The sequence below is a fragment of the Paenibacillus sp. 19GGS1-52 genome (assembly GCF_022369515.1).
Taxonomy (GTDB): Bacteria; Bacillota; Bacilli; order Paenibacillales; family Paenibacillaceae; genus Paenibacillus_AQ.
On record NZ_CP059724.1, the window covers coordinates 3,069,894 to 3,094,274 of the forward strand.

Consider the following 24,381-nt stretch of genomic DNA (forward strand, 5'->3'; position numbering starts at 1 on the left):
TCTCTTTGCGACCACAAATCTCTTTAATGTGTCTAAGACTCGGCTGTCAGTCGCCGATAACCCATAGGCGGCAGGCCAGTCCAGCGCTTGAACTGCTTGCTGAAGTGGGAAACATCTCGATATCCGAGCTGGTGGGCGATGGAATCTACAGACAGGCTGTTGTCCATTAGCAGCAGCTTGGCCTGCCGGATAATCAGGCCCGACAAATATTGGCGTGGTGACATGCCATAGATTTGGTGGAAGGTACGATTACAATGAGTAGGACTGTAGCCTAGGCTTGCGGCAATGTCTTCAATGCCCCCGTTCCGCTCTCCTGTAGCTGCCGCAGAGAAGACAGAGGCTTGAAGCAATCCTTCAATGGCATTGGCCAGGGCAACTGTATTTTCCGAAACCCCGGACTGGGTACTTCCTGCTGCATTAGGCATTTCCGCAAGCACCCAGCCGCTTAGTGCGGTGAGAAGCTGCAACGAAGCATGCAGTGTAACCAAGCGGTTCCGGTGCGAATCCTCTGATTCGGATAGGATGGTCGAGCTGATGATCCCATCCAGCGCCGAGCGGATCTCCCGAAGTTCAGGTGTATCCCCACTGAGGCTGACCGAATCAGCTGTTAATAAGGAACGGCGTAAGGTCAGATCATCGATATCAAAATGCAGGCAATAGTAGGTCATTTCACAGCCGGGGTCAGTACCAAGGCTCGAATGCTTGACGCCAGGGCGGATAAACAGAATATCGCCGCTATGCTGGACAAAAGATTGGCCCCCGACTAGCATATGCTGCTGTCCTTGCAGAGCTATATTGATTTCAAACATAGGATGGGTATGTTCAGGGTAATGCCATAACTCATTCACCTTGCGCCAGTGTGCGGCGAAGATGTGAAAGGCTACCTGGATGTCAGCTGACATCCGTCCGTCAATGGAATTTTGTATACCAGGTTCAATGGGGTTCACTAGTAATCCTCTTTTACAATGGAATGATACCTTCATTATAACATAGCACTTTGCTAAGGTTTGATTTGCCCAAATAATAGAATGCTTTAACCCTGTTATGCCTGATGCAATGCGGATACCATTGAAGTAGAGCCCGGATCTTCGCGGGAACCATGCTGGAGGGAGTGCATTTACGTTATGTCACATAATCAATTTTTTAATGCCCATCATTCACCGATCGGTGCATTTGCAAGCTTTACTTTAGGGTTCAAGGGGGCCAGCGGGGGCTTTGACCTGGAACTTGGCAAACCGCCTAAACAGAATATATTTATTGGCTTGGAACGCAAGGATGGCAAAGGTTTTGATACGCTCCCATTCCATGCGGAGGCTGGGGAGGATGAGAGTAAACGCTACGACATCGAGAACCCTGATCCTAATCCCAACAAGCCGCATATCCTCTTTCCTTTTTCGGAACAAGAAATCAAGAGAGACTTTCGCTTATCTACAGACAGCTGGAGTGCAGGGGATCTAACCTTCCGCATTCTGTCGCCGGTACGTCCAATACCTAATCCCGAAACTGCCTCCGCTGAAGAACTTAAAGATATTCTTTTGCCTGCGGTGCTGGTTGAGATTGAAGTGGACAACACCGCATCGACATCCGAACGGCGCGCTTTCTTTGGTTTTCAGGGAAATGATGCTTATAGTGCGATGAGAAGGCTGGACGGATCACCTACACTTACAGGTATTGGTCAAGGGAGATTTCTGGCGATCGCAGCTACGCAGGGAACAGTCAAGTCTGCCCTGCATTTCACGATGGAGGACATTCTGACGGCAGAGCTGCAGGAGAATTGGTCCTTTGGGTTAGGTCAGGTTGGGGCGTTGATTATGGACGTGCCAGCGGGTGTGCGGGAAACCTATCGCTTCGCCGTGAGCTTCCACCGTTCAGGGTTTGTTACCTCCGGAATGGACGCCGCCTACTACTATACCCGCTATTTTAGCAATGTAGAGTCTGTGGCAGAGTATGCCCTATCTAGATTTGATGTCTTGAAAAAAGAAGCGGAGCAAGCCAACCAAATGTTTGCGGATGCCAATCTTTCGGAGGATCAGACCTTTATGCTCGCCCATGCGATTCGCAGCTATTACGGTTCAACTCAGCTTTTGGATTATAATGATAAGCCATTCTGGATCGTCAACGAAGGTGAGTACCGGATGATGAATACCTTCGATCTTACCGTCGATCAACTATTCTACGAGCTGCGCTTGAATCCTTGGACCGTGCGCAATGAGCTGGACATGTTCGTGGACCGATTCAGTTATGAAGACACCGTACGCTTCCCAGGTGATGTTACGGAATATCCAGGCGGTATCAGCTTTACCCACGATATGGGCGTTGCCAATGCCGTTTCCCGTCCTGGTTATTCTGCATATGAGCTGTATGGGATCGATGACTGTTTCTCCCATATGACACATGAACAGCTGGTCAACTGGGTATTGACTGCGGCAACCTATGTTGAGCATACCGGCGATTCTGCATGGATGGAGCGCAATCTTAAGGTTATGGAGAGCTGTCTGGACAGCATGTTGAACCGGGATCACCCAGACCCTGCACTAAGAAACGGTGTAATGGCACTCGACAGCTCCCGCACGATGGGTGGAGCCGAGATTACGACCTATGACAGTCTGGATGTGTCGCTTGGTCAAGCGCGGAACAACATTTATTTAGCAGGGAAATGCTGGGCAGCGTATCTGGCCATGGAGAAAATATTCAACGAATATGACCGCGCAGAATTGTCTGCTATTGCAGGGACGCAGGCAGAGAAGTGTGCAGCAACCATTGTGGCAAGTGTCACTGAGGATGGCTATATTCCAGCTGTGATTGGCGAAGGCAATGATTCTCGTATCATTCCAGCGATCGAAGGTCTGGTATTCCCGTACTTTACCGGCTGCCAAGAAGCACTCGATCGCAATGGCCGCTTCGCCGCCTACATCGGGGCACTCGACAAACATCTGCATGCTGTACTTCAGCCAGGCATCTGCCTGTTTGAAGATGGCGGCTGGAAAATCTCCTCCACCAGCAACAACAGCTGGTTGAGCAAAGTGTATCTCTGCCAGTTCATCGCCAGAAGTATTCTGGGTCTGAAATGGGAAGAAAGTGGACGCAAAGCGGATGCGGCACATGTAGCCTGGCTGACCCATCCAGAGCTGTCCATCTGGAGCTGGAGCGACCAAATCATCTCCGGCGAAATCGCCGGCAGCAAGTATTATCCGCGGGGTGTGACGGCGATATTGTGGTTGGATGAGAAGTAGAATGAGAAGCTGAATAGGGATGATGGAACGGGCCTCCGGTGGGGGCCCGTTTGGTTTGTGTGTGGAGGAGGGGGTGGAAGGTTATTATTTAGTTTAGCTGGGAGAACACTTACATGGCATACAAGGGTCAGCGGTTCGATCCCGCTAGCTCCAGCAGTACCTTAAATTATAACGGTAGAGAAGCCGTTTTTTTGTTCTGATTTTTGTTTCTACGCTCCACACATGTGGAGTGACTAATATTGATGGTACGAAAAGAAATGTGACAGTACTGGTCGAGGAAATTGAAAGATAGGCAGACGATTCGCAAAGCTAATAATTTCGTGCGATACTTTAGTAGATAAAAAGATATTAATAAAATATAGAGGTTCAACAAAAAATGAGGTTCATGTTATGCCAAAAAACGAAAATATGCTGGCAGTTCTATGGATGCTGAATTCGGGCGTAAAAATGACTGCAAAACAAATATCCGAAAAGTTAGAAATAAATATAAGGACAGTTTATCGGTATATTGATGCACTATGTGCCAGTGGAGTGCCTATAATATCCGACGCAGGTCATAATGGCGGGTATAGCTTGCTGAATAATTTTATCAGAGCACCTCTGCTATTTGATATGGAAGAAAAAAAGGCACTTCTTTATGCTTCGGTTTTTGCAAAAGAAACCGGATACCCTTTGAGTGAGGCATTAGGCAATGCGACATCAAAGTTGAAAATGTATTCGAATCAGGAGCAGGAAAATATACTTGGTCGCTATTTAGCCGGATTTGAAGTTATAAATCGGAGGGTAGACCCTTCTATTCAGCCGATATTGTTGGAATTGGAGCAGGCTGTAGTAAACGAAATCTCTGTAGAAATTGATTATCTTACAAGCCATGAAGAACAACCTAAGAATAGGGTAATAGACCCCTATGGAACGGTATATTGGAACAACAAATGGTATACTGTTGCATTTTGCCACCTTAGGAATGAGATCCGCAGCTTTCGGGCAGAGCGGATTGTACAAATCAAGCGTACTCAGAACCAATTTAAGCGTCCCGAAGCCTTTTCGGCCCGTGAATTTTTTATGCGAAATTTGTTACCTGATTTAGTGGGCAAGGACGGGTTAATTTCTTTAATTATCGGAGGCAGGTCAGAGGCATTGGATGACTTATGCCTGCATTGGTTTTTGGGGCATCATCTGAAAGAACGGACATCAAATCAAGCAATCTTTTTAATTGAGGAAGAATCAATTCATAGATATGTACCTCATCTTCTCCTATCCTATGGTAAATCCATTCAAGTAATCGAACCACAGAGTTTGAAGGAAAAACTTGTTGCAGTTGCGTCGGAGTTAATGGAATATTATCAACTTTAATTGCTTCACTGACAGCAGATGTCAGTGAAGTTGTTTTATAATGATGATAATCATTGATTACCTATGAATGTTTGGTACTACTTGATGAATTGTAAAATAAGGAGAACTTGCAAATGAATAATACGGTATATCTTTATGTGTTTGATACAATGGCAGACTGGGAAATAGGTTACATAACTGCCGAACTGAACTCGGGAAGATATTATAAAAAGGGGCTGGTCCCATCAAAAATAGTTACCGTAGGAATTGAAAAGACTCCTGTAACTACAATGGGCGGACTTACAATACTGCCTGACATCAAACTGGATGAGTGCAGCATTGAAAGCACAGATACATTGATTTTACCCGGTGGAGAGACATGGACAGAAACCATTCACCAACCCATCTTAACAATCGTAGAGAGGTGCTTAAAGGAAGGTACATTGGTTGCAGCGATTTGTGGTGCTACAATGGCACTTGCCCAGACAGGATTGCTGAATTCACGTCAGCATACAAGCAATGATCTGGAGTACCTAAAAATGATCTGTCCCACTTATAAGGGCGAAGAGTATTATAAAATGGAGTCTGTTGTAACTGATGGGAATTTGATCACTGCATCTGGAATAGCCCCGTTGGAATTTTCTGTGCACGTCTTGAAAGCTTTGGATGTGTTTTCTTCAAAAACATTAGATGCTTGGTATAGTCTTAATAAGACTCATGAATCCAAATATTTCTATGGGTTGATGAATTCAATCCAATGATGGTGAAATAAAAACCCAGATCCATGCGATTCCGCAGAGCCAACAGATCTTCAGGATTACCTCCTGCATTCTCAGGCTTTTCCTCGGCTCTTTTTATCCAGCTTTTAATCTTATCTCAAGTATTTCCTATTTTTTTAATCGATCAGTTACTCTAATTATTTCTTTCGAAATCCAGTATTTCACTTATTTTTTCTCGTGCTCTGAGGCAGAATGTTAGCTATTTAATGTGGGGAATAAAAAAGGCGAGAGAATGGCTGATCTGTCTTGCTGGGCGTGAGCTTTAGGAGATTGGAGCGAGAGGGAGCGGGATCTGCGGGGACGCGAGTGGCTTGCGTCTCCTTTTTTAATAGTGATTAGGGTAACCCAAACAAAGTTTTAGATTACGCATCGTTGTTCAGGATAGATCAGGTGAGGATTACAGATCATTATCATTTCATCATAGAAATTAATCCATACTATATACAATGGTCTTGTTTTTGTGACTAGGTCATTATTTAATGACTACTTTTATAAATACGTCTATTAATATAATATTGAGATCGAACTTGATATTGAAAGTTTGGAAGATAAGTGCATGGCTTTGTACCAACATACGATACAGGAGGGAAATAGACAATGACAGTAACCAATGATTTTAATGAGGTTCTATTGAACCGTCGCTCAGTAAAACAATATGATACTTCAGTAAAAATAAGTAAAGAAGAAATGACTGAAATTTTGGCGAAGACGATGCGTGCACCCTCAACATCCAATACACAAACTTACCGTTTTGTTGTAATTGATACACCTGAGGGTAAAGAAAAGCTGGCGAAGTTGGCGCCGCATAACCTATCCCAAGTGACAACTTCATCAGCTGTTATTGCGATATTCGGCGATTTAAAAGCAAGTGAAAAATTCGAGAAAATGTTCTCGAAAACCGTCGAGCTAGGTTTTATGCCTGAGGAAATCAAAAATCAACTGCAACCCATGCTTATGCAGCGTGTTGCAAATATGCCAGAACGTGAATTGCGAGATTGGGTGCTTACCGATGCTGGGCTTGTCGCCATGCAGTTTATGCTCGTTGCGCGTTCACATGGTTACGAAACGAACCCAATGGGTGGCTATGACAAGGAAAATATTGCAGAAACATTTGGTTTAGAAAAAGAGCGGTATGTCCCGGTTATGATTATTTCAGTTGGTAAAGCTGCAGCTGAGGGTCGCGGATCGTATCGATTCCCAGTCGATGAAGTGACATTCTGGAGATAACGAAGAGAGCCAAAAAGATGGTTCCTGTATGGCACAGGAGTCATCTTTTTTAACTGCATAACTAACTTCCCAAATATTCCTTACCCCATTGATCCATACTCTGTATTATAGGGTTAAAACTTTGTGCTAAAGTTGTTAACGAGTACTCCACTTTCGGCGGGACTTCTTTATATACCTCTCTGTGAATCATATGATCTGCTTCCAGCTCTCTCAGTTGTTGTGTCAATATTCCTTTTGAAATACCGGGGATAGAACGTTGAAGTTCATTAAACCTTCTTGTTTGAGTGCTTAATTCATACAAAATAATAATTTTCCATTTCCCTCCAATGATATTTTGAAGTCGATATACTGGACAAATTAATTCATCTGACAAACGATGTGTCATAATAATACCTCACTTTTCCAATAGTCCTGTTTTTATAACTACGTCACAAAATTATGACTACTTCTAAATATACGTCTACTACTATAATATTGTGATTGTACTTGATAATCAATTGAAAGCTAAAACATCAGCGTGGAGGTTTGAAGATAATGATTCCATCACTCTTTATTACTCATGGTACTCCAATGCTCGCCGTAGAAGATACAACGTATTCACGTTATTTAGAAGAACTCGGACAAACATTCCCCCGTCCCCAAGCAATTATTTTGTTTTCCGCACATTGGGAAAGTGATGTGCAGATGATTAGCGAAATTGATGAGTATACCATGATGTATGACTTTGGGGGATTTCCGAATGAGCTCTACCAAGTGATTTATCCGGCAAAAGGAAACAAAGAGGTATCCCTTCAGGTACAGGAACTATTGAACGCAGCTGGCATAACGAATCGTAGTGAACGTGAACGAGGTTTGGATCATGGATCGTGGACGATTCTCAAGAGGATGTATCCTGATGCAGACATTCCTTTGATCGCGATGTCGGTAAATCCTAGTCTGACTCCTGCGGAGCAATATGCGATTGGAAAGGCGCTTGCCCCATTAAGGGAACAAGACGTGCTGATCATCGGCAGCGGAGTAACCGTACACAATTTCGGTCTATTAAGAGCTAAGGATAAATCGGCAGTCAAATCGTTGGTTTTAGGTTTCGAGAAATGGTTGGAAAATCACATGAAACAATGGGATCTGGATTCACTCTTTCGTTACGAAGAACTTGCGCCTAATGCAAAGATCGCCGTTCCTCCACAAGCAAAAGAACATTTCATTCCTGTTTTTTATACGATGGGGGCAGCTAATCAAAACCAATTTACAAAGACGTTATTTCAAGGTTTAGTGATGGACGTGATCATGAACAGCGTCTATCAATATGGTGAGTGATCACTATAGCAACTTAAACGATGTGAAACTATTGTTTCTATCAAAAATATATATAGGGATATCTTGAATAAGCTCCCTCGGTACAATGCAATTTACTCACGAATACTCGCTTATTCGCAGGATCTCACCTTAGGATAAATTGCTATCTGGACAGAAAAGGCATTGTACCGTCAAATTCGGCAACCAAAGCGCATGCGGGAACAGAAGGGGTGTAGTTTCGCTCTTTTTTTAGCTGCTCTGCTGCACGCTGCTCCACTTACCTCCGGAGGCTTTCACTCCCATTTCTCAACGGGTCGATATCCTCTCATTCCTTCGTTACGCCTAACCGGTCGGTGCGGGCCGTTCTTCCTAACGCTACGGGTCCGGGCCCTTTTACTCAATGCAATCCGGTACTCCGTGCAATCTTGAGATCCTGCGAATAAGCAAGTTTTCGTGCCAATTGAGAAGCGGTTAAGCAGCTTGTTTCACAGGAAGATTACCATCTGGTTCGTAAGCTTCGCCGCTTTGTGCCATGGCAACGAGTAGGCGAGCAAGCTTGCCGCAAAGCTTCCTCACGGAGCGCATGGGCTTCATACTTTTCGTCTTTACATTCACTTCGTGATGTCGTTTAAACAGCATCTAAAAGAGTCTTCGAAGCACTTGCTTTAATTGAACATCGAAACTAAACACGTCGATTACTGGCGTGTTTTTTTGCATTTAGTTTCGGCTTTGCTTAAGCTCTTCTTTTACATGCTGGATCAAAAGCTTCTTGGATGTGGATATATTCCTCGTTGTAAAGAGTACAATAAGGATAAGTTACTAAAGGAGTGAAGTGGAAATGCCATTTATCAGGGTTAGTTACTTAGAAAACCAATACGATGTCCAGCAGTTAACCATTGGTTCTCATGATAGCATGAGTGCTATAGTGGAGCATTTTAACGTAACAGAAGATGGTTTTTTTAAAAGTATTCCACGCACATAAGGCTCCTTACGGTATCTGCACTAGTCGCCGGTGGGCTTACAGAGCAATTGCCCTTTCATATCCGTCTGGCCTGAAGAATGGTCTATCCGAAGAAGAGTTGATCGAAGCGATAACTCATCACGCCTTTTACGCGGGCTGGCCACGCGCGGCATCTGCGATACAGGTTGACAAGGAGATTTTCCTGGAAAACTAAAAACCGTCACTTTACTAAACCCTAACTAGATTTAACATTAAGTTTACCTTACACCCTCTAACAAAATGCTATAATGTCGGCAAGTATGTTATGCGGGGGCTGAGTGTATGAAGGTGAGCAAGGAAGAAAGATCATGGATTCTATATGATTGCGGGAATTCAGCGTATTCCATGGCTGTTTCCACCGCGTTATTGCCGATTGTATTCGGTATGTTTGAGAATGTAAATAGCAGTATGGATCTGGGGTATTTTAATTCGTTAGCCAGTATTCTTGTTGCAATCATTAGTCCGATTTTGGGTACCTTGGCAGATTATAAGGATAAGAAAAAACGCTTCTTCATATTTTTTACATTGATCGGTTTAATATCCACGCTTTCTCTCGCATTTGTATCACCCGCAAGCGGACAGTGGCAGTTACTGATTGTATTCTATGTCTTATCAGCAATAGGTTTTGCCGGTTCTAATATTTTCTATGATTCGTTTTTGGTGGATATTACAAGCGATGATAGGATGGACAAGGTTTCTTCAAGAGGTTTTGCTTTTGGTTATATCTCCAGTGTTATTCCTTTTGGCCTTAGTCTTGCGTTGATCTTTGTTCTAGGGATGGATGAGGGCATTGGTTATCAGATTGGGTTTATCATTACTGCTCTGTGGTGGGGGCTACTGACCATTCCAATGATCAGGGATGTAAAACAGCGGTATTATATTGAGCCTGAGCCTAGACCGGTGATCAACAGCTTCAAAAGGTTAGGACAAACCTTTAAGCATATTAGAAATTATAAAACGGTATTTATATTCTTGATCGCCTACTTTTGCTATATAGATGGTGTAGATACGATTATTAAGATGGTCGTCCCATACGCCACGTCAGTTTTAGGTGCTGATGCGCTTGATACGTTCACCTTGCTGGGCATTTTATTAGTTATTCAGATTATTGCCTTTCCGTGTGCACTCATTTACGGGAATTTGGCGAAAAAGTATTCGACACGAAGCATGATCATCGTCGGTATTCTCACCTACATCATTTCTTGTATCGCTGCTTTCTATATATCGTCTGTCTGGCATATCTTCATTCTAGGTGCTTTGATTGGTTCCGCACAGGGAGGAATTCAGGCATTAAGCAGGTCTTATTATGGCAGGATTATTCCCAAGGAAAGATCCAATGAATTTTTTGGCTTTTATAATATTTTTGGCAAGTTCGCTGCCATTGTCGGACCTTTTGTGATGTCTTTAACGACTACGATGACAGGCAATGCCAAATACAGTATTTTATCGATTATTCCCTTATTTATTATTGGGTTAATTGTATTTTTAGCTTTACCTAAGGAAAAGGTTAGTCTTGCTGAGGGGCACTTTTGAAGTTCACTTCTGCTAATAGTGAAATATATGGAGGCTCAGGCGACATTATCGCTTGGGCTTGTTTTTCGTAATCGAATCAAATTTTGTGGGAGGAAATAAGGCTTTATCCAAAAATCAGAGGTTGACTAAACGTGCAGATGGAGCGGAGGTTCGAAGTTTATCATTTTTTCATCATAATGGTGTGATAATCTTAGTAAAAAGTTTGAAGGAGGTGCTGCATTGAATATTATCTTAAAAAAGAGAATGTCTATTATTCTAGTAATATTAATGGTGCTAGGTGGATTGAATTTGCTGGATATTGGTGGAGGTAAAGCGTATGCAGCAGATTTCGAGGGAACAGGAAGTGAGGATAATCCATATCTAATTGCCACGGCTGATCAACTGAATAAGGTCAGAGATCATTTGGGGGAAGATGGTGCCTTTTTCAAGCTAACAGAGGATATTAGTCTGATTGATTACCAAGATGATAAGGGTTGGAGTCCGATAGGGAATGCAGCTGCACCATTTGTTGGAAATATGAATGGCGATGGTTTTACTATAACAGGGTTGTTAATTGATAGAGATAGCGACAATGGTGTAGGTCTATTTGGTGATAATATGGGTACTATTCAGAACATTAAACTGGAAGCTGGAATTATTAAGGGCAAGTCAAATGTAGGCGGTTTAGTTGGCTTTAATGATAGTAATGGAGTAATAAGGTACAGCTACGCTTCGGCAGATGTGAATGGAGTTGTCGGAGTAGGTGGGCTGGTAGGTTTAAACAATGGATATATCAGCAACAGCTACACTACGGGATCTGTTACTGGATACAGTGGCGTTGGCGGTTTAGCCGGTATTACGGACGGATGGATTAGTGACAATTACTCTACATCAGCTGTTAGCGGAAGTTCGTATGTTGGTGGCTTGGTTGGTAATATGATTGATGGATATATCGCCAATAACTACGCTGCTGGAGTTGTGACTGGAGTTAGCAATACAGGTGGCTTTATGGGTAATGACAGTAACAGAACTACCATCAACAACTACTATGACACTCAAACAACAGGAAAAGCAGGCTTAGGAGCCAGTGGGAAAACTACAGTTGAAATGAAAACGATAAGCACTTACGAGGGTTGGGACTTTCGCTTCACTTGGTATATAGATGTAGGCCAATATCCTAAATTATTTTCTGGAATTACGGGAGATCCTACAGCAAACCTACCAGGTGGAACTGTAGCAGTGGGAACAAGCGTGGTTTTGAGCAGTGCAACAGAAGGAGCTTCCATCTATTACACAAGAGATGGCAGCGATCCGACAATGGTTAGCACTTTGTATACAGGAGCAATTGTAGTAAACAACACGCAAGCTATCAAGGCGATAGCCGTGAAAATGGGATACGCGGATAGTGAGATGATCACTGCAAGTTACACAGTAGAGCAAGTAGCGGCACCAACAGCAAGTGTATCAAGTGGAGTTGTATCGACAGGAACAAGTGTGACATTGAGCAGTGCGACAGAGGGAGCTTCCATCTATTACACAAGAGATGGCAGCGATCCAACAACAGCGAGCACTTTGTATTCAGGAGCAATTGTAGTTAACAACACGCAAACTATCAAGGCGATAGCCGTGAAAATGGGATACGCGGATAGTGAGATGATCACTGAAAGTTATACAGTAGAGCAAGTAGCAGCACCGACAGCAAGCGTATCAAGTGGAGCTGTAGCAGCGGGAACAAGTGTGGTATTGAGCAGCACGACAACAGGAGCGGCAATTTATTACACTTCAGACAACACTGATCCAAGCACAGCCAGCAAGCTGTATAATGAAGCAATTGTGATCAACAGGGAACAAACGATCAAAGCGATAGCGATTCATGCCGGAATGATAAATAGTGAGATTATGAGCATCAGTTATACGATTTTACCAAGTGGGACCCATGAAACTTCCCCAGCTACTGCAACACCACCAACAGTTCCCACCGCAACACCTATACCAACTGTATCACCAACGCCTGTACCAACAGCAAAATCATTTTACAATGAAAAAGTGAATATGGATGCAATCAAGGCTTTAGTAGAAAAAGCAAACTCTGAACCAGCAGTAACATTCAAGGATGTGCCCAAAGATTCTCGAATGGCTAAAACAATCGAGTTAGCCACTAAGCTTGGCATTATCAGGGGTTATGAGGATGGTTCATTCCGCGCAAATATGACCATAACTAGAGCGGAATTTGCCACAATGCTGGTAAAAGCGCTTGGCTTAACGTCTGAAGGGGATTCAAGCTTTAAGGACACCCAAGATCATTGGGCAACAGAAGCAATTACTACATTAAAAGCAAGTGGTATTATCAAAGGTTACTTGGACGGTACGTTCAAACCGAATCAGAGTATCTCCAGAGCGGAAATAGTGGCGATGCTGTCAAAAGTAATAAATACGACTTTAGTGAAAAGTGATAGGTTCAAGGATGTTTCAGGTAGCTGGGCAGAGTATGAGATTAATACGTTATCCGAGATGGGAATTGTAAAAGGTGGAGCGGATGGTTCGTTCAAACCAAATGCTAGTGCTACGAGATACGAGTCAATACTCATGATCTTACGTATGCTAAATGTCAGTCTTAACCACTCCTTAGATGTAGAGTAGTCGCTTTGCATTCCATGCTTGTTGAATTTTCCATATAAAAGATAACAACAGCACAACAGGCCCTGGCAATATGCCGGGCCTGTTGCTCTGTCCACCAGCTTCAATCTCTGGAAGCTTCATACAGCTTTTCTTCTAAATATTTTGGTGCTGCATAGGCAGTTGTCATATGGTCGCCTTCGCCGGTGATGAGACGGAACTGGCCAAGGTGACTGGCTTGTGCCGGGTTCCAGCCATAGCTGCCTTGTGGCAAGGCGGTATCGGAGGTCAGAACCAAATAGCTTTTGGGCAGCTCAAGCGTATAGAATGTTTTCAAATCCAGCTTTTCGAATAAAGGTCCGGCAGGCTCTGGTCTGGCGGATTGATAGATCTCTTTAGCCAAGCTGAGGCTTGCGGTATTTACGAAGCTGTCGCGGAACATGGAGAAGGGCAGAGGGAGCGTATTATTGCCGGACGCCTCTCGCAATTGTCCAAACCCAGCTTCGAGTCCGGGAGCTTGATCGACGACGCTTTGTCCGTCAAGCGGCACAAAAGCATCGAAGAATACCAGCCGGTGAATACGTTCCGGAATTTGCTCCGCCACCTTTTGAATGATCGTTCCTCCGAAGCTATGACCCACGAGGACGATATTGGTAAGCTTCTTGGACTTGATATAGTCTACAACAGAAGTGACAATCTGCTCATGGGTCACATTGGGATCATACAGAGTGCCATGACCGGCATATTCAGGAGCGTAGACGGTATGTCCTGTTTTTCGCAATTCGGCTGCAGTTTTATCCCAGAAGAAGGCATCTGCCCAGGCACCGTATATCAGGACGAAGGTTAAAGGCTGTTGGGTTTGGGCTTTGGCAACCGCTGCAGCAATGCTCTCACTGAGAGCATAAGCCCGACCATTCTTGATGGTAGTTGGTTTAAGGACATCTTGGCCGTCGATTTGAATATAATGGGTGCTGGCGTTGTAGAAGACACGGTTCGGACTGATATCATATTGTGTGCTTAAGGTCTGAATTACGGGTAGTGAGCTGCCAGCGGCATTTGCCGTGGCGCCGCCACCCAATTGCACACCTGCGAGAAGTACTATCCCTGTAAGAAGTGTTGCAGCGAGTTTCTTTTTCATCATATTCATTATTATTACCTCCTTTAGTTTGGGTGTTTCAGTGGGTTTATCAGTTGATTCTGCAGGTATTCCGACCAAGCAACTTGTTGATTCCACAACGCTGTGTTAAGCCGGTAACCAGGAAAGGGATGGCCGTCAAGCCGAACAGCTTCCAGTAGCCTGGGAGAAAATAGAATAGCGACAAGAGCACCACCCCGGCAATAATTCTTATAGCACGATCTGCTCCACCAACATTTTTCATTTTCTGTTCCTCCGTTTCATTGTGATTGTATCTACAGGACCGATCTTACCAATTGCAGCGAGGAACAACCGTAACTTCGTCACACAGAAATAAATGATGACAGGAATTCAAAATAAAACCGCCTGGCGGAAAGCCAGACGGTTTTATTTGCTAGGTTTGTTATCAGAGTCAGAGCTCCTGATGCTGCTCTATTCCTTCACGGCTGATCAGTGCAATCTGTCCACGGGAAAGTTTGATCAGCCCTTCTTTTTCCAACTGTTTGAGCGACCTGCTGATCACTTCCCGCGCCGTTCCCAGCTCCACGGACAATGTGTCATGGGTAATATTCAGCAGGTCTCCGCTGTCTTGGCTATGCTGAATCAAATATTCGGCGATCCGTCCACGGATGGATTTGAAATGGATGCTGTCCAGCAGGTTGGACATAAGGATGATTCTGTTCGCAAAAGATTTAAATATAAACTGGCGGAAGCCCTGATAACGGTCTGTCCACTCCCGGAAAATGCTTACCGGAATCAGCAGGGCCAGCCCATCTTCTTCCACGCAGGCAGATGCTTCATATTCACTTTCTCCTAATATGCTTGTGGTCATTAGCGGACAGCACTCGCCGCCATGGATGCGGTACAGGGTGATTTCTCTGCCGCCGGCACTGATTTTGTACATACGTATGGTTCCCTCTAGCACCAATACTGCATATTCGAGAAACTGGCCTTCTTCAATGACTAGATTAGCTTCGACCTTCATGACCTCTATCCCGTCTCGGCTCCAATCCTCTGTACGGATTTCGGACAAACAAGGAAAAAGAGCAACGATTCGGGGGAGGTGTTCAAATACGGTTGGACTCAATATCTCTCAGCTCCTTGTACCAAAGGATAGTTCGGCAGTTGCATTTTATCATGTACAGGGGATGAACACTGTGACAATGTTACAAATCAAACATTCCATTGAATTCCCCCGCATTCCTGCTTATAATATAAACGATAAAATACAGAAAAAAAGGTGCCCACTAATGAGTATATTAAATGTTGAAGCATTAAGTCATGGCTTTGGGGATCGGGCGATCTTCAAGGATGTTTCGTTCCGCCTGCTCAAAGGCGAGCATATCGGGTTGATCGGCGCGAATGGCGAAGGTAAATCCACGTTTATGAACATTGTAATAGGCAAGCTGCAGCCCGACGAAGGGAAAGTTGAATGGTCCAAGCGGGTACGGGTCGGCTACCTTGACCAGCATGCGGTATTGACCCAGGGGTTAACGATTCAGGATGTATTGCGGGGTGCATTCCAATACTTGTTTGATCTTGAGCAAGAAATGAATGATATGTACGGCCGGATGGGTGACGTTTCCCCGGAAGAGCTGGAGAAGATGCTTGAAGAAGTGGGTACGATCCAGGATACCCTGACGAGTCAGGATTTCTACATGATCGATGCGAAGGTGCAGGAGACGGCACGTGGCTTGGGAATTACAGACATAGGACTGGACCGCGATGTATCCGAGCTTAGCGGAGGACAGCGCACGAAGATATTGCTGGCCAAGCTGCTGCTGGAGAAACCGGATATTCTGCTCCTCGATGAACCTACGAACTATCTGGATGAGTTGCATATTGAATGGCTGAAGCGTTATCTTCAGGAGTATGAGAATGCATTTATTCTTATCTCACATGACATTCCTTTTTTGAACAACGTAATCAACCTGATTTACCATATGGAGAACCTGAAGCTATCCCGTTATGTCGGCGATTATAATCAATTCCAGCAGATTTATGAAATGCGCAAGCAGCAGCATGAATCGGCTTTTAACCGGCAGCAGCAGGAAATTTCCGAGTTGAAGGACTTTGTTGCCCGCAATAAGGCCAGTGTGGCTACCCGCAATATGGCGATGTCTAGGCAGAAGAAGCTCGACAAGATGGACATCCTCGAAATGTCGAAAGACAAGCCCAAGCCACAGTTTCATTTCAAAGATGGCAAAACGGCAGGCAAAGTTATTTTTGAAGCCAAAGGATTGGTTATCGGGTATGAGGAACCTTTATCTCGGCCCCTGGATTTGCTGATGGAACGCGGTCAAAGGGTAGCGCTTGTCGGTGCGAACGGAATCGGGAAGACGACTCTTCTGCGCAGTATCCTGGGCGAAATCCCGGCATTGTCCGGTTCGGTTGAGCTTGGATACAATCAGGAGATCGGCTATTTCGAACAAGAATCAAAGGAAGGCAAGAACAATACCTGTTTAGAGGAAATATGGGATACGTTCCCCTCCATGTCTCAATTCGAAGTACGTGCGGCATTAGCCAAATGTGGACTCACCACTAAGCACATCGAGAGCAAACTCTCGGTTCTCAGCGGTGGAGAGAAAGCCAAGGTACGTCTATGCAAGCTCATTAATCGCGAAACGAATATACTCGTGCTGGATGAGCCTACGAACCATTTGGATGTGGATGCGAAGGAAGAGCTCAAACGAGCTTTGAAAGCGTACAAAGGAAGCATGCTGTTAATTTCCCACGAACCTGAGTTTTATCGTGATATTGCCACAGATATTTGGAATTGCGAATCCTGGACGACAAAAATATTTTAATTCTCCAAAGTGGTGACTAGGGAATTAATATCTTGGTTTAAACATTAAGAACGGCAGAAATGTCGTTTTTTTTGCTATAAAGAAACAGGATTTCGACTTTTACTGTGAAATTTCGGCATGAGATAGATTCAAAATTCATTGGATAGCATAGTTTGTCATTTTCCTTTCATTCAGTTGTGGTATGTTAAATTTAGTAATATTTTGAACGGCATTCTATACGAAAAAAGGAGGATCAAGATTAGATGAACTATAAAATGATGTTAAACATCATGTTGATCCTCATTTTGCTTTCGGGGTGTTCAGGATCGCTTGAAGTCAGCCAGGAACGCGCGAAAGTGGCTAAACAAAATGGGGAGATAGTTATTGGTGTGGCATGGCCTTTTGCTTCCAAGGATGATTTGTTCGAGGAAGGAATCGATTTGGCTGTGAAAGAAATTAATGCAGCAGGAGGGATTCTCGGCAGTCCGCTCCGCTTGGTCAAAGAAGATGATCAATCCTCTATAACGCATGGTTTATCTGTAGCGCAATCTTTTGCGAATAATCTCGATATGGTGGCTGTGATAGGACATCGCAATTCAGCGATCTCAATTCCAGCAGCGGCTATTTATGAAAATGCGGGTCTATTAATGCTAACTCCGGCTTCCACTGCCTCGGATCTAACCCATTTAGGATATAAGCAAGTGTTTCGCAGTATACCCAATGATGAACAAGTGGGGCAGCAGATGTCCCAATATGCACTCAATCGTGGATATCGTAATATCGCTATATTTTATAAGGATGATGCAAACGGCCAAGGGCTTGCTAATGCTTTTGAAGATCGTGCTACCGACAGTGGGATTAACATTATTGATCGTATTTCATCCTATACTGATCTCAACGATTTACAACGAATCGCCGATATGTGGACAACTTTGGGTGTGGACGCGGTCTTCCTTGCAGACATTATGCCGGAAGGGGCTGAATTCATTACTAAACTTCGACAAGTTGGCATAGATGTGCCGATTATTGGAGGAGACGGTTTAGATTCAGAGCTTCTGGGATCTGTTGGCGGGAAAGCGGTGGAAGGGACCGTGGTGGCTTCTGAATTTAATCCAAACGATAAGAGTGAACAGACGGCCGAGTTCGTGAAAGGTTTTACGGAACAATATAAAGTCGCTCCCACCACATGGGCGGCTCAAGGATATGATGCTGTATATCTGTTAACCGAGGCGATAAAAACTGCTGGATCAAGAGTTCCTGCAGATATAGCCATCGCGCTACAAAAAATGAAAGCATGGGCCGGTGTCACAGGAAACTATTCATTTGATAGTAACGGCGATGTGTTGGATAAACCTATTGTCAAAAAGATCTACCGGGATGGCCATTTTGATTACTTGGATGAGGGAGGGAATTAAGGATGGAGAATCAGGTGTTTCGTAAAGTCTCGATGGATAGGTTATCCTCACCTGAACAGCTAGACTCATTAATGAAAGTGACCTCCCCCAGAGGATGGCTTGCCTTATTAGCGATCGGACTTTTAATCATTTCTGCGATGATATGGGGCTTTTATGGCAGTTTGGCTACAAAGATAAATGGCCAGGGCGTACTAATCAAGCCAGGTGGGATTCATCAGATCTATATCTCTTCCAGTGGTCAGATTACAGACATCCGCGCTGGCACAGGTGATTTGATACATAAGGGTGAAGTTATCGCTAGAATTTCTCAACCCCAAATGATTGAGCAAATGAAACAAACACAGTCGCCAACGCAATTATCTCAATTAAAAAAGGATTATGAAATAGCCTCCAAAGTGGTAAGTCCCTACACGGGTAGAATTCTAGAGGTTAAAGTGAACAAAGGCGATCTTGTCACTACGGGAATGCCAGTAGTGACAATAGAATTGGTAGGGGACGATATTAACGAACTTGTCACCGTAATGTATATTCCTGAGGGTGAAGGGGAGGGGATTATTCCGGGTATGGATGTACAGATCTCTCCAGCTTCTGTGAATAAGGAAGAGTATGGTTTTATGCTAGGGCGAGTTGTTTCTGTTTCGGAATTTCCTGTCTCCAAACAAGGGATGATGATAACTTTGGGGGATGAAGAATTAGTGAATCAACTCTCCGAAGGCGGTGCCTCTTTAGAGGTGCGCATTGATTTAACACCGAATGTGAATACGCCGAGCGGTTATGCGTGGTCATCCAAACATGGACCTCCTGTTCTAATCAACAGCGGTACATTAGCGCTTGGATCGATCATTTTGAAGAAGGAACGTCCGATTACTTCTGTTATCCCTCAGATCAAATAAATTGGAGTTGAGTTTCCAAATGAATCAAACTAAGCAAACGAAACCTTCAAATCCTGAGGAGAAGCAGAATTCGTATACAAGGGTGAAGACACCGACTGTCCTGCAGATGGAAGCGGTGGAATGCGGAGCAGCTGCATTAGCGATCATCTTGGGTTACTTTAAAAGCTATATTCCGCTCGAAGAACTTCGCGTAGAATGCGGTGTATCCAGAGATGGAAGTAAAGCGTTGAATATTTTGAAGGCCGCGCGAAAATATGGATTAACAGCTAAGGGATTTAAGAAGGGGCCGGAAGCGCTAAGGAAAGTAAAAGGGCCAATGATCATTCATTGGAACTTTAACCATTTTGTTGTGCTGGAAGGTTTTAAGAAAGACCGCGTCTATTTAAATGATCCGGCCTCCGGTCCGCGCGTGATTACATATGAAGAATTTGATCAATCGTATACTGGTGTGGTACTTACCTTTGAACCCACACCTGAATACAAAACTCAAGGTGAAAAACGCAGTATCATCACCGCATTGAAAAAAAGATTAATAGGATCAGAAGTTGCTTTGCTATTTGTTGTGTTGACCGGTTTAGCGTTGGTTGTTCCGGGACTGGTCATCCCAACTTTCACAAAAATATTTGTGGATGATGTTCTGCTAGGGGATATGACACATTGGCTGTTGCCCTTAATTATCGGTATGGGTTTGACCGCTTTGTTAAGAGGAGTACTAACCTGGTTGCAGCAGTACTATTTACTGCGCTTAGAAACCAAAATGGCCTTGAACACATCAAGCAAGTTTTTCTGGCACGTCCTGAGGCTACCGATTGAGTTTTTTTCTCAGCGATCTGGCGGGGAGATTAGCTCCAGGGTGATGATTAATGATAGAATCGCACAGTTATTATCTGGAGAATTAGCAACTTCTGTATTAAATTCAGTCATGATTCTCTTTTATTTAATTTTGATGTTTCAATACAGTGTGCTGCTAACGTGTGTTGGCATAGGTATTGCCGCGCTAAACGTACTTTTTTTAAGGCTAGTTGCCCGTAAAAGAGTAGATCAAAATCAAAAGTTAATTCAAGAAAGAGGGAAAATCCAAGGGATATCAATGGGCGGATTACAGGTGATTGAAACCTTGAAGGCCAGTGGCTCTGAATCAGACTTTTTCTCCAAGTGGGCAGGGCATCAAAGTAAATTATTAAATTCAGAGCAAGAATTGGGCGTGTCTACTCAAGTACTTTCATCTGTTCCAACCTTCTTATCGGCTCTTACGACAACCGTGATATTAGCTGTTGGCGGATTACAGGTATTAGACGGTGCATTAACGATTGGGATGCTGGTCGCTTTTCAAAGTTTAATGGCAAGTTTTATAGGTCCTGTAAATAGTTTGGTTCAGTTAGGCAGTGCGATCCAAGAGGTGGAGGGAAATATGAATCGCTTGGATGACGTGTTGAACTATCCATTAGACCCCCAATTCTCGGTTGCAGAAGAACTTGATGGAATAGAGGCATATAAGGCAAAACTATCAGGATTTGTAGAGTTAAGGAATGTTACATTTGGCTACAACAAATTAGAAGGACCACTTATTGAAAATTTCAATCTTATAGTAAAGCCGGGATCACGTGTTGCTTTGGTGGGCGGTTCCGGAAGTGGGAAATCGACCATTTCCAAACTTATCGCTGGGATTTATCAGCCTTGGTCGGGTGAAATATTGTTCGATGGCAAACCGCGCCATGAAATTTCCCGTTCGTTAGTGTGTAACTCCATTTCTGTTGTTGATCAGGATATCAGTATGTTTGAAGGGACGATCAAGGAAAACTTAACGTTATGGGATAGTACCATTGAAGAAAAAAATGTGATTGTAGCTGCTAAAGATGCGTACATTCATGACGATATTACGAGCAGAAACGGCGGATATGATCATGTGATGGAGGAAAGTGGAGCAAACTTTAGCGGAGGGCAGCGACAGCGTTTGGAAATCGCCCGGGCTTTGGTTGGAAATCCCACAATACTCGTACTCGATGAGGCGACAAGCGCACTCGATCCCAAGACAGAGAAATGGGTCGATGACAGTTTTAGGCGAAGGGGCTGTACATGTATTATCGTCGCACATCGATTAAGCACCATTCGTGATGCGGATGAAATCATCGTTTTGGATAGAGGGAAAGTAGTAGAACGGGGAACCCACACGGAGATGATAACGTCTGACGGATATTATGCCCGGTTAATTGCACTGCATTAATACTAAGGAGGTGGGTGTATGGACCAACTGAAAAAACCGGTTTTGCAGGAAATCTTTGCGGAATTAGGCATTGTAATCGAGCTGGAAGGCAACAATCCTTTAATTGTGAATGATGACAACAGTATTTATTACGTAAACAAAGGTCATGTTGAATTATTCGCTGTTCCGTTACAGGAAGGCGAAATCATAGACAAACGGAGTTATTTATTTCGTGCAAATGAAGATCAGGTTCTGTTCGGCATCCATCCTACCGACGAAGCACAATCGATAGGTTTAATGATAACGGGTGAATTTGGTACACAATTGATCAAGGTTGCCAAATCTAATCTACTTGGGAAGATTTATGAATCGGGAAAGAGCGGGATCATCGAAGGTTCAATCCAAGAGTGGATTGGCTTATGGTCTAATACATTAAGAACCGGTCCTACTCCCACTCATTTTACAGGTCTCGAATTAGGAGACAACATCGATGTTCCAGCAGATATTATTTTGCAATCGGTTAATACAATTACGTGGTTAACAACGGAAGCCAAAGAGATGCAATGGATGGGCGAAACAGCAGTTGGAGTAGGGAGTGACTACTTCCCGTTAGCAACTGGTAGTTGGCTTACTACTCGGGAACAAGTTCGTTTATCTGCCTATTCGACTGCCGACTGGTTGAAGTTGGATAAGCAATGGAACGGGTTGTCCCACTTTCATAAGATCGTTTACGAATGTCTGCGGCAGAAACTTCGAAATACAGAAGTGGCGGACTGGGACCGTTTACAGAAAAAAAGAGAAAATGAAATTTTGTTTATGAGTCAAGCAGTTAATCAAATTACATCCGTGACACAGGGGTCGGCGCTCCGAAAAAGACCAACTACGGTTTCGACTGATCTGCTCTATTTAGCAAGTGTAATCGTTGGGGAAGCCATGGATTTGGAGATCAAACCGTTATCTGAAAAGATTATGACCAGATCAAGAAATCTGGTTGAGGACATCGCCAAAGCTTCTCGAATCCGTACGCGTCAAGTCGTATTAAAAGGCGAATGGTGGACCTCCGATAACGGACCGCTGCTTGCTTTTATGGAAGAAGACGGCAGGGCAGTTGCACTGTTACAAAAGAATCCAAAAACCTATGAGCTGCACGACCCACTCCATCAGACGCAAATCATTGTGACACAAGGAGTAGCACAAAGCTTGAAACCATTTGCCCATTCCTTTTACCGGCCGCTGCCAGCTCATGCTCTTTCCATTAAAGATATTATTAAATTTGGTACACACAAATCAATAAAGCGTGATCTTCTTGCTGTATTCATTATGGGCTTGGCTGGGGGTCTTCTCGGTATGGTGACACCGATTGCAACCGGCATTTTGTTTGACAGCATCATTCCGGAAGCAGAACGGAATCCACTCGTTCAAATGACCATGATCCTAATTGTGGTAGCGGTATCCATTTTGCTGTTCGAGATGACACGTTCTTTGGCCATGTTAAGAATTGAAGGCAGAATGGATAGTTCGATTCAAGCAGCTATATGGGATCGTTTATTGAATTTACCGGTTCCATTTTTTAGGGATTATTCCGCCGGGGATCTTGCCATGAGGGCAAACAGTATCAACATGATACGTCAGGCCATTTCTGGTGTGGCCATCACGACCATTTTTTCAGGTATATTCTCAATCTTTAATTTCTTTTTGTTGTTTTATTATGATGTGAGGCTAGCTTCAGTCGCCTTTGGATTAGTAGTAATTTCGATCTTGATCACATCGGGACTCAGCGTATTACAAGTTCGTTATCAACGTAGCTTAGTAGCGGTTCAAGGGAAAATATCTGGATTGGTGCTGCAAATTTTGAATGGTATTGCTAAATTCCGCGTGACAGGTGCAGAGAATCGCGCATTCTTCTTATGGGCTCATTTATTCAGCGAACAGAAAAGAATAGCGTTTAAGAGCCGAACGGTAGCGAATTCTTTAGCTGTATTCAACGCTATTTTTCCAATACTAACTTCGATGGTGTTGTTTTATATTATTATTTCATCGAGTTCAACTTCATTAAGTGCTGGAAAGTTTTTAGCCTTCTTTGCCGCTTTTTCCGCATTTTTAAGTGCCATGATTTCGATGTCTACAGCATTAATTTCCATTATTAATATTGTTCCCTTGTATGAAAGAGCGAAACCGATCTTACAGACGCTTCCTGAAGTTCACGAAGCGATGGCTGACCCAGGAGAACTATCCGGAGCAGTTGAGATTAGCCACTTGAACTTTAGATACAAAGCAGATCAACCCATGGTGTTGCGTGATGTTTCATTGCAGATTAAACCCGGTGAATTTGTTGCTTTAATTGGTTCATCCGGCTGCGGGAAATCGACATTGTTCCGATTGCTGCTAGGTTTTGAACAACCTAATTCGGGTTCGGTTTATTATGATGGTCAGGATTTAAAGATGGTCGATGTTCGCTCATTACGCAGCCAGCTTGGTGTTGTCCTGCAGAACGGAAAAATCATGTCTGGGGATATCTATACCAATATCATCGGATCCTCCAACTTAACGATAAACGATGCTTGGGAAGCCGCAAGGATGGCTGGACTTGACGAAGAGATACGACAGATGCCCATGGGTATGCACACAGTTATTTCTGAAGGGGGGTGTACAATATCCGGTGGACAGAGGCAAAGGATATTAATTGCCAGAGCCATGGTCAGGAAACCAAGAATCATTTATTTTGATGAAGCGACAAGCGCTCTGGATAATCGGACACAGGCAATTGTTAGTGAAAGCCTGGATAAGCTTCAAGCGACTAGAGTCGTTATTGCTCACAGGTTAAGTACGATCATGAACGCAGATCGTATCCTCGTATTTGATAAAGGGGAAATCATTCAGACGGGCACCTATCAGGAGCTGATCACCCAAGAAGGCTTGTTCGCTGACTTGGCAAAAAGGCAATTGGCATAGTG

At 43.8% G+C, this 24,381-nt stretch carries 19 protein-coding genes; 13 read left to right on the plus strand and 6 right to left on the minus strand.

The annotated features are described in order from the left end of the window. Positions 1-32 precede the first annotated feature (32 nt). Positions 33-947 (minus strand): helix-turn-helix domain-containing protein, encoded by a 915-nt coding sequence (locus H1230_RS14450; RefSeq protein WP_239716422.1) that lies wholly within the window; start codon positions 945-947, stop codon positions 33-35. A gap of 177 nt (positions 948-1,124) precedes the next feature. Between H1230_RS14450 and H1230_RS14455 the strand changes: the two genes are divergently transcribed. The 4 genes from H1230_RS14455 to H1230_RS14470 all read left to right on the plus strand — a co-directional run bounded on the left by H1230_RS14455 (position 1,125) and on the right by H1230_RS14470 (position 6,571). After that, on the plus strand, positions 1,125-3,233 hold the full coding sequence (locus H1230_RS14455) for a glycoside hydrolase family 52 protein (RefSeq protein WP_239716424.1): 2,109 nt from the start codon (positions 1,125-1,127) through the stop codon (positions 3,231-3,233). Positions 3,234-3,623: 390 nt separating this feature from the next. Beyond that, positions 3,624-4,586, plus strand: a complete 963-nt coding sequence (locus H1230_RS14460; RefSeq protein WP_239716426.1) for a helix-turn-helix transcriptional regulator — start codon at positions 3,624-3,626, stop codon at positions 4,584-4,586. 113 nt (positions 4,587-4,699) lie between these two features. Next, positions 4,700-5,326, plus strand: coding sequence for a type 1 glutamine amidotransferase family protein (locus tag H1230_RS14465; RefSeq protein WP_239716428.1), 627 nt, complete (start codon positions 4,700-4,702; stop codon positions 5,324-5,326). A gap of 615 nt (positions 5,327-5,941) precedes the next feature. Then, positions 5,942-6,571, plus strand: coding sequence for a nitroreductase family protein (locus H1230_RS14470; protein WP_239716430.1), 630 nt, complete (start codon positions 5,942-5,944; stop codon positions 6,569-6,571). Between the two features lie 61 nt (positions 6,572-6,632). Here H1230_RS14470 and H1230_RS14475 read toward each other — a convergent pair whose 3' ends face one another. Beyond that, on the minus strand, positions 6,633-6,956 hold the full coding sequence (locus H1230_RS14475; protein ID WP_239716432.1) for a winged helix-turn-helix transcriptional regulator: 324 nt from the start codon (positions 6,954-6,956) through the stop codon (positions 6,633-6,635). A 149-nt stretch (positions 6,957-7,105) separates the two neighbouring features. On the opposite strand from H1230_RS14475, the gene H1230_RS14480 reads away from it, so the two are divergent. Beyond that, a complete protein-coding gene (locus H1230_RS14480) occupies positions 7,106-7,888 on the plus strand; it encodes a DODA-type extradiol aromatic ring-opening family dioxygenase (RefSeq protein ID WP_239716434.1) in 783 nt (260 codons plus the stop codon). A gap of 450 nt (positions 7,889-8,338) precedes the next feature. On the opposite strand, the gene H1230_RS14485 is transcribed toward H1230_RS14480, so the two are convergent. Continuing rightward, entirely contained in the window at positions 8,339-8,506 is a 168-nt protein-coding gene (locus tag H1230_RS14485) for a hypothetical protein (RefSeq protein ID WP_239716436.1), read from the minus strand. Positions 8,507-8,817: 311 nt separating this feature from the next. Between H1230_RS14485 and H1230_RS14490 the strand changes: the two genes are divergently transcribed. The 3 genes from H1230_RS14490 to H1230_RS14500 all read left to right on the plus strand — a co-directional run bounded on the left by H1230_RS14490 (position 8,818) and on the right by H1230_RS14500 (position 13,019). Beyond that, complete coding sequence (locus H1230_RS14490; protein ID WP_481857142.1) at positions 8,818-9,042, plus strand: carboxymuconolactone decarboxylase family protein; 225 nt, start codon at positions 8,818-8,820, stop codon at positions 9,040-9,042. A 107-nt stretch (positions 9,043-9,149) separates the two neighbouring features. Continuing rightward, positions 9,150-10,400: an MFS transporter gene (locus H1230_RS14495; protein WP_239716438.1), complete on the plus strand. Its 1,251-nt coding sequence runs from the start codon at positions 9,150-9,152 to the stop codon at positions 10,398-10,400. 219 nt (positions 10,401-10,619) lie between these two features. Further along, entirely contained in the window at positions 10,620-13,019 is a 2,400-nt protein-coding gene (locus tag H1230_RS14500; RefSeq protein WP_239716440.1) for a chitobiase/beta-hexosaminidase C-terminal domain-containing protein, read from the plus strand. 100 nt (positions 13,020-13,119) lie between these two features. On the opposite strand, the gene H1230_RS14505 is transcribed toward H1230_RS14500, so the two are convergent. The 3 genes from H1230_RS14505 to H1230_RS14515 all read right to left on the minus strand — a co-directional run bounded on the left by H1230_RS14505 (position 13,120) and on the right by H1230_RS14515 (position 15,217). Further along, positions 13,120-14,142: an alpha/beta fold hydrolase gene (locus H1230_RS14505; protein WP_345773422.1), complete on the minus strand. Its 1,023-nt coding sequence runs from the start codon at positions 14,140-14,142 to the stop codon at positions 13,120-13,122. 40 nt (positions 14,143-14,182) lie between these two features. After that, positions 14,183-14,374: a YgaP family membrane protein gene (locus tag H1230_RS14510; RefSeq protein WP_239716442.1), complete on the minus strand. Its 192-nt coding sequence runs from the start codon at positions 14,372-14,374 to the stop codon at positions 14,183-14,185. Positions 14,375-14,542: 168 nt separating this feature from the next. Beyond that, entirely contained in the window at positions 14,543-15,217 is a 675-nt protein-coding gene (locus tag H1230_RS14515) for a Crp/Fnr family transcriptional regulator (RefSeq protein ID WP_239716446.1), read from the minus strand. A gap of 163 nt (positions 15,218-15,380) precedes the next feature. Between H1230_RS14515 and H1230_RS14520 the strand changes: the two genes are divergently transcribed. The 5 genes from H1230_RS14520 to H1230_RS14540 all read left to right on the plus strand — a co-directional run bounded on the left by H1230_RS14520 (position 15,381) and on the right by H1230_RS14540 (position 24,379). After that, positions 15,381-16,937, plus strand: coding sequence for an ABC-F family ATP-binding cassette domain-containing protein (locus H1230_RS14520; RefSeq protein ID WP_239716448.1), 1,557 nt, complete (start codon positions 15,381-15,383; stop codon positions 16,935-16,937). A gap of 242 nt (positions 16,938-17,179) precedes the next feature. Continuing rightward, complete coding sequence (locus tag H1230_RS14525; protein WP_239716450.1) at positions 17,180-18,331, plus strand: ABC transporter substrate-binding protein; 1,152 nt, start codon at positions 17,180-17,182, stop codon at positions 18,329-18,331. Between the two features lie 2 nt (positions 18,332-18,333). Continuing rightward, positions 18,334-19,224 (plus strand): NHLP bacteriocin system secretion protein, encoded by an 891-nt coding sequence (locus tag H1230_RS14530; protein WP_239716452.1) that lies wholly within the window; start codon positions 18,334-18,336, stop codon positions 19,222-19,224. Positions 19,225-19,243: 19 nt separating this feature from the next. Then, positions 19,244-21,448, plus strand: a complete 2,205-nt coding sequence (locus tag H1230_RS14535) for an NHLP family bacteriocin export ABC transporter peptidase/permease/ATPase subunit (protein ID WP_239716454.1) — start codon at positions 19,244-19,246, stop codon at positions 21,446-21,448. An 18-nt stretch (positions 21,449-21,466) separates the two neighbouring features. Further along, entirely contained in the window at positions 21,467-24,379 is a 2,913-nt protein-coding gene (locus tag H1230_RS14540) for an NHLP bacteriocin export ABC transporter permease/ATPase subunit (RefSeq protein ID WP_239716456.1), read from the plus strand. Positions 24,380-24,381: the final 2 nt, after the last annotated feature.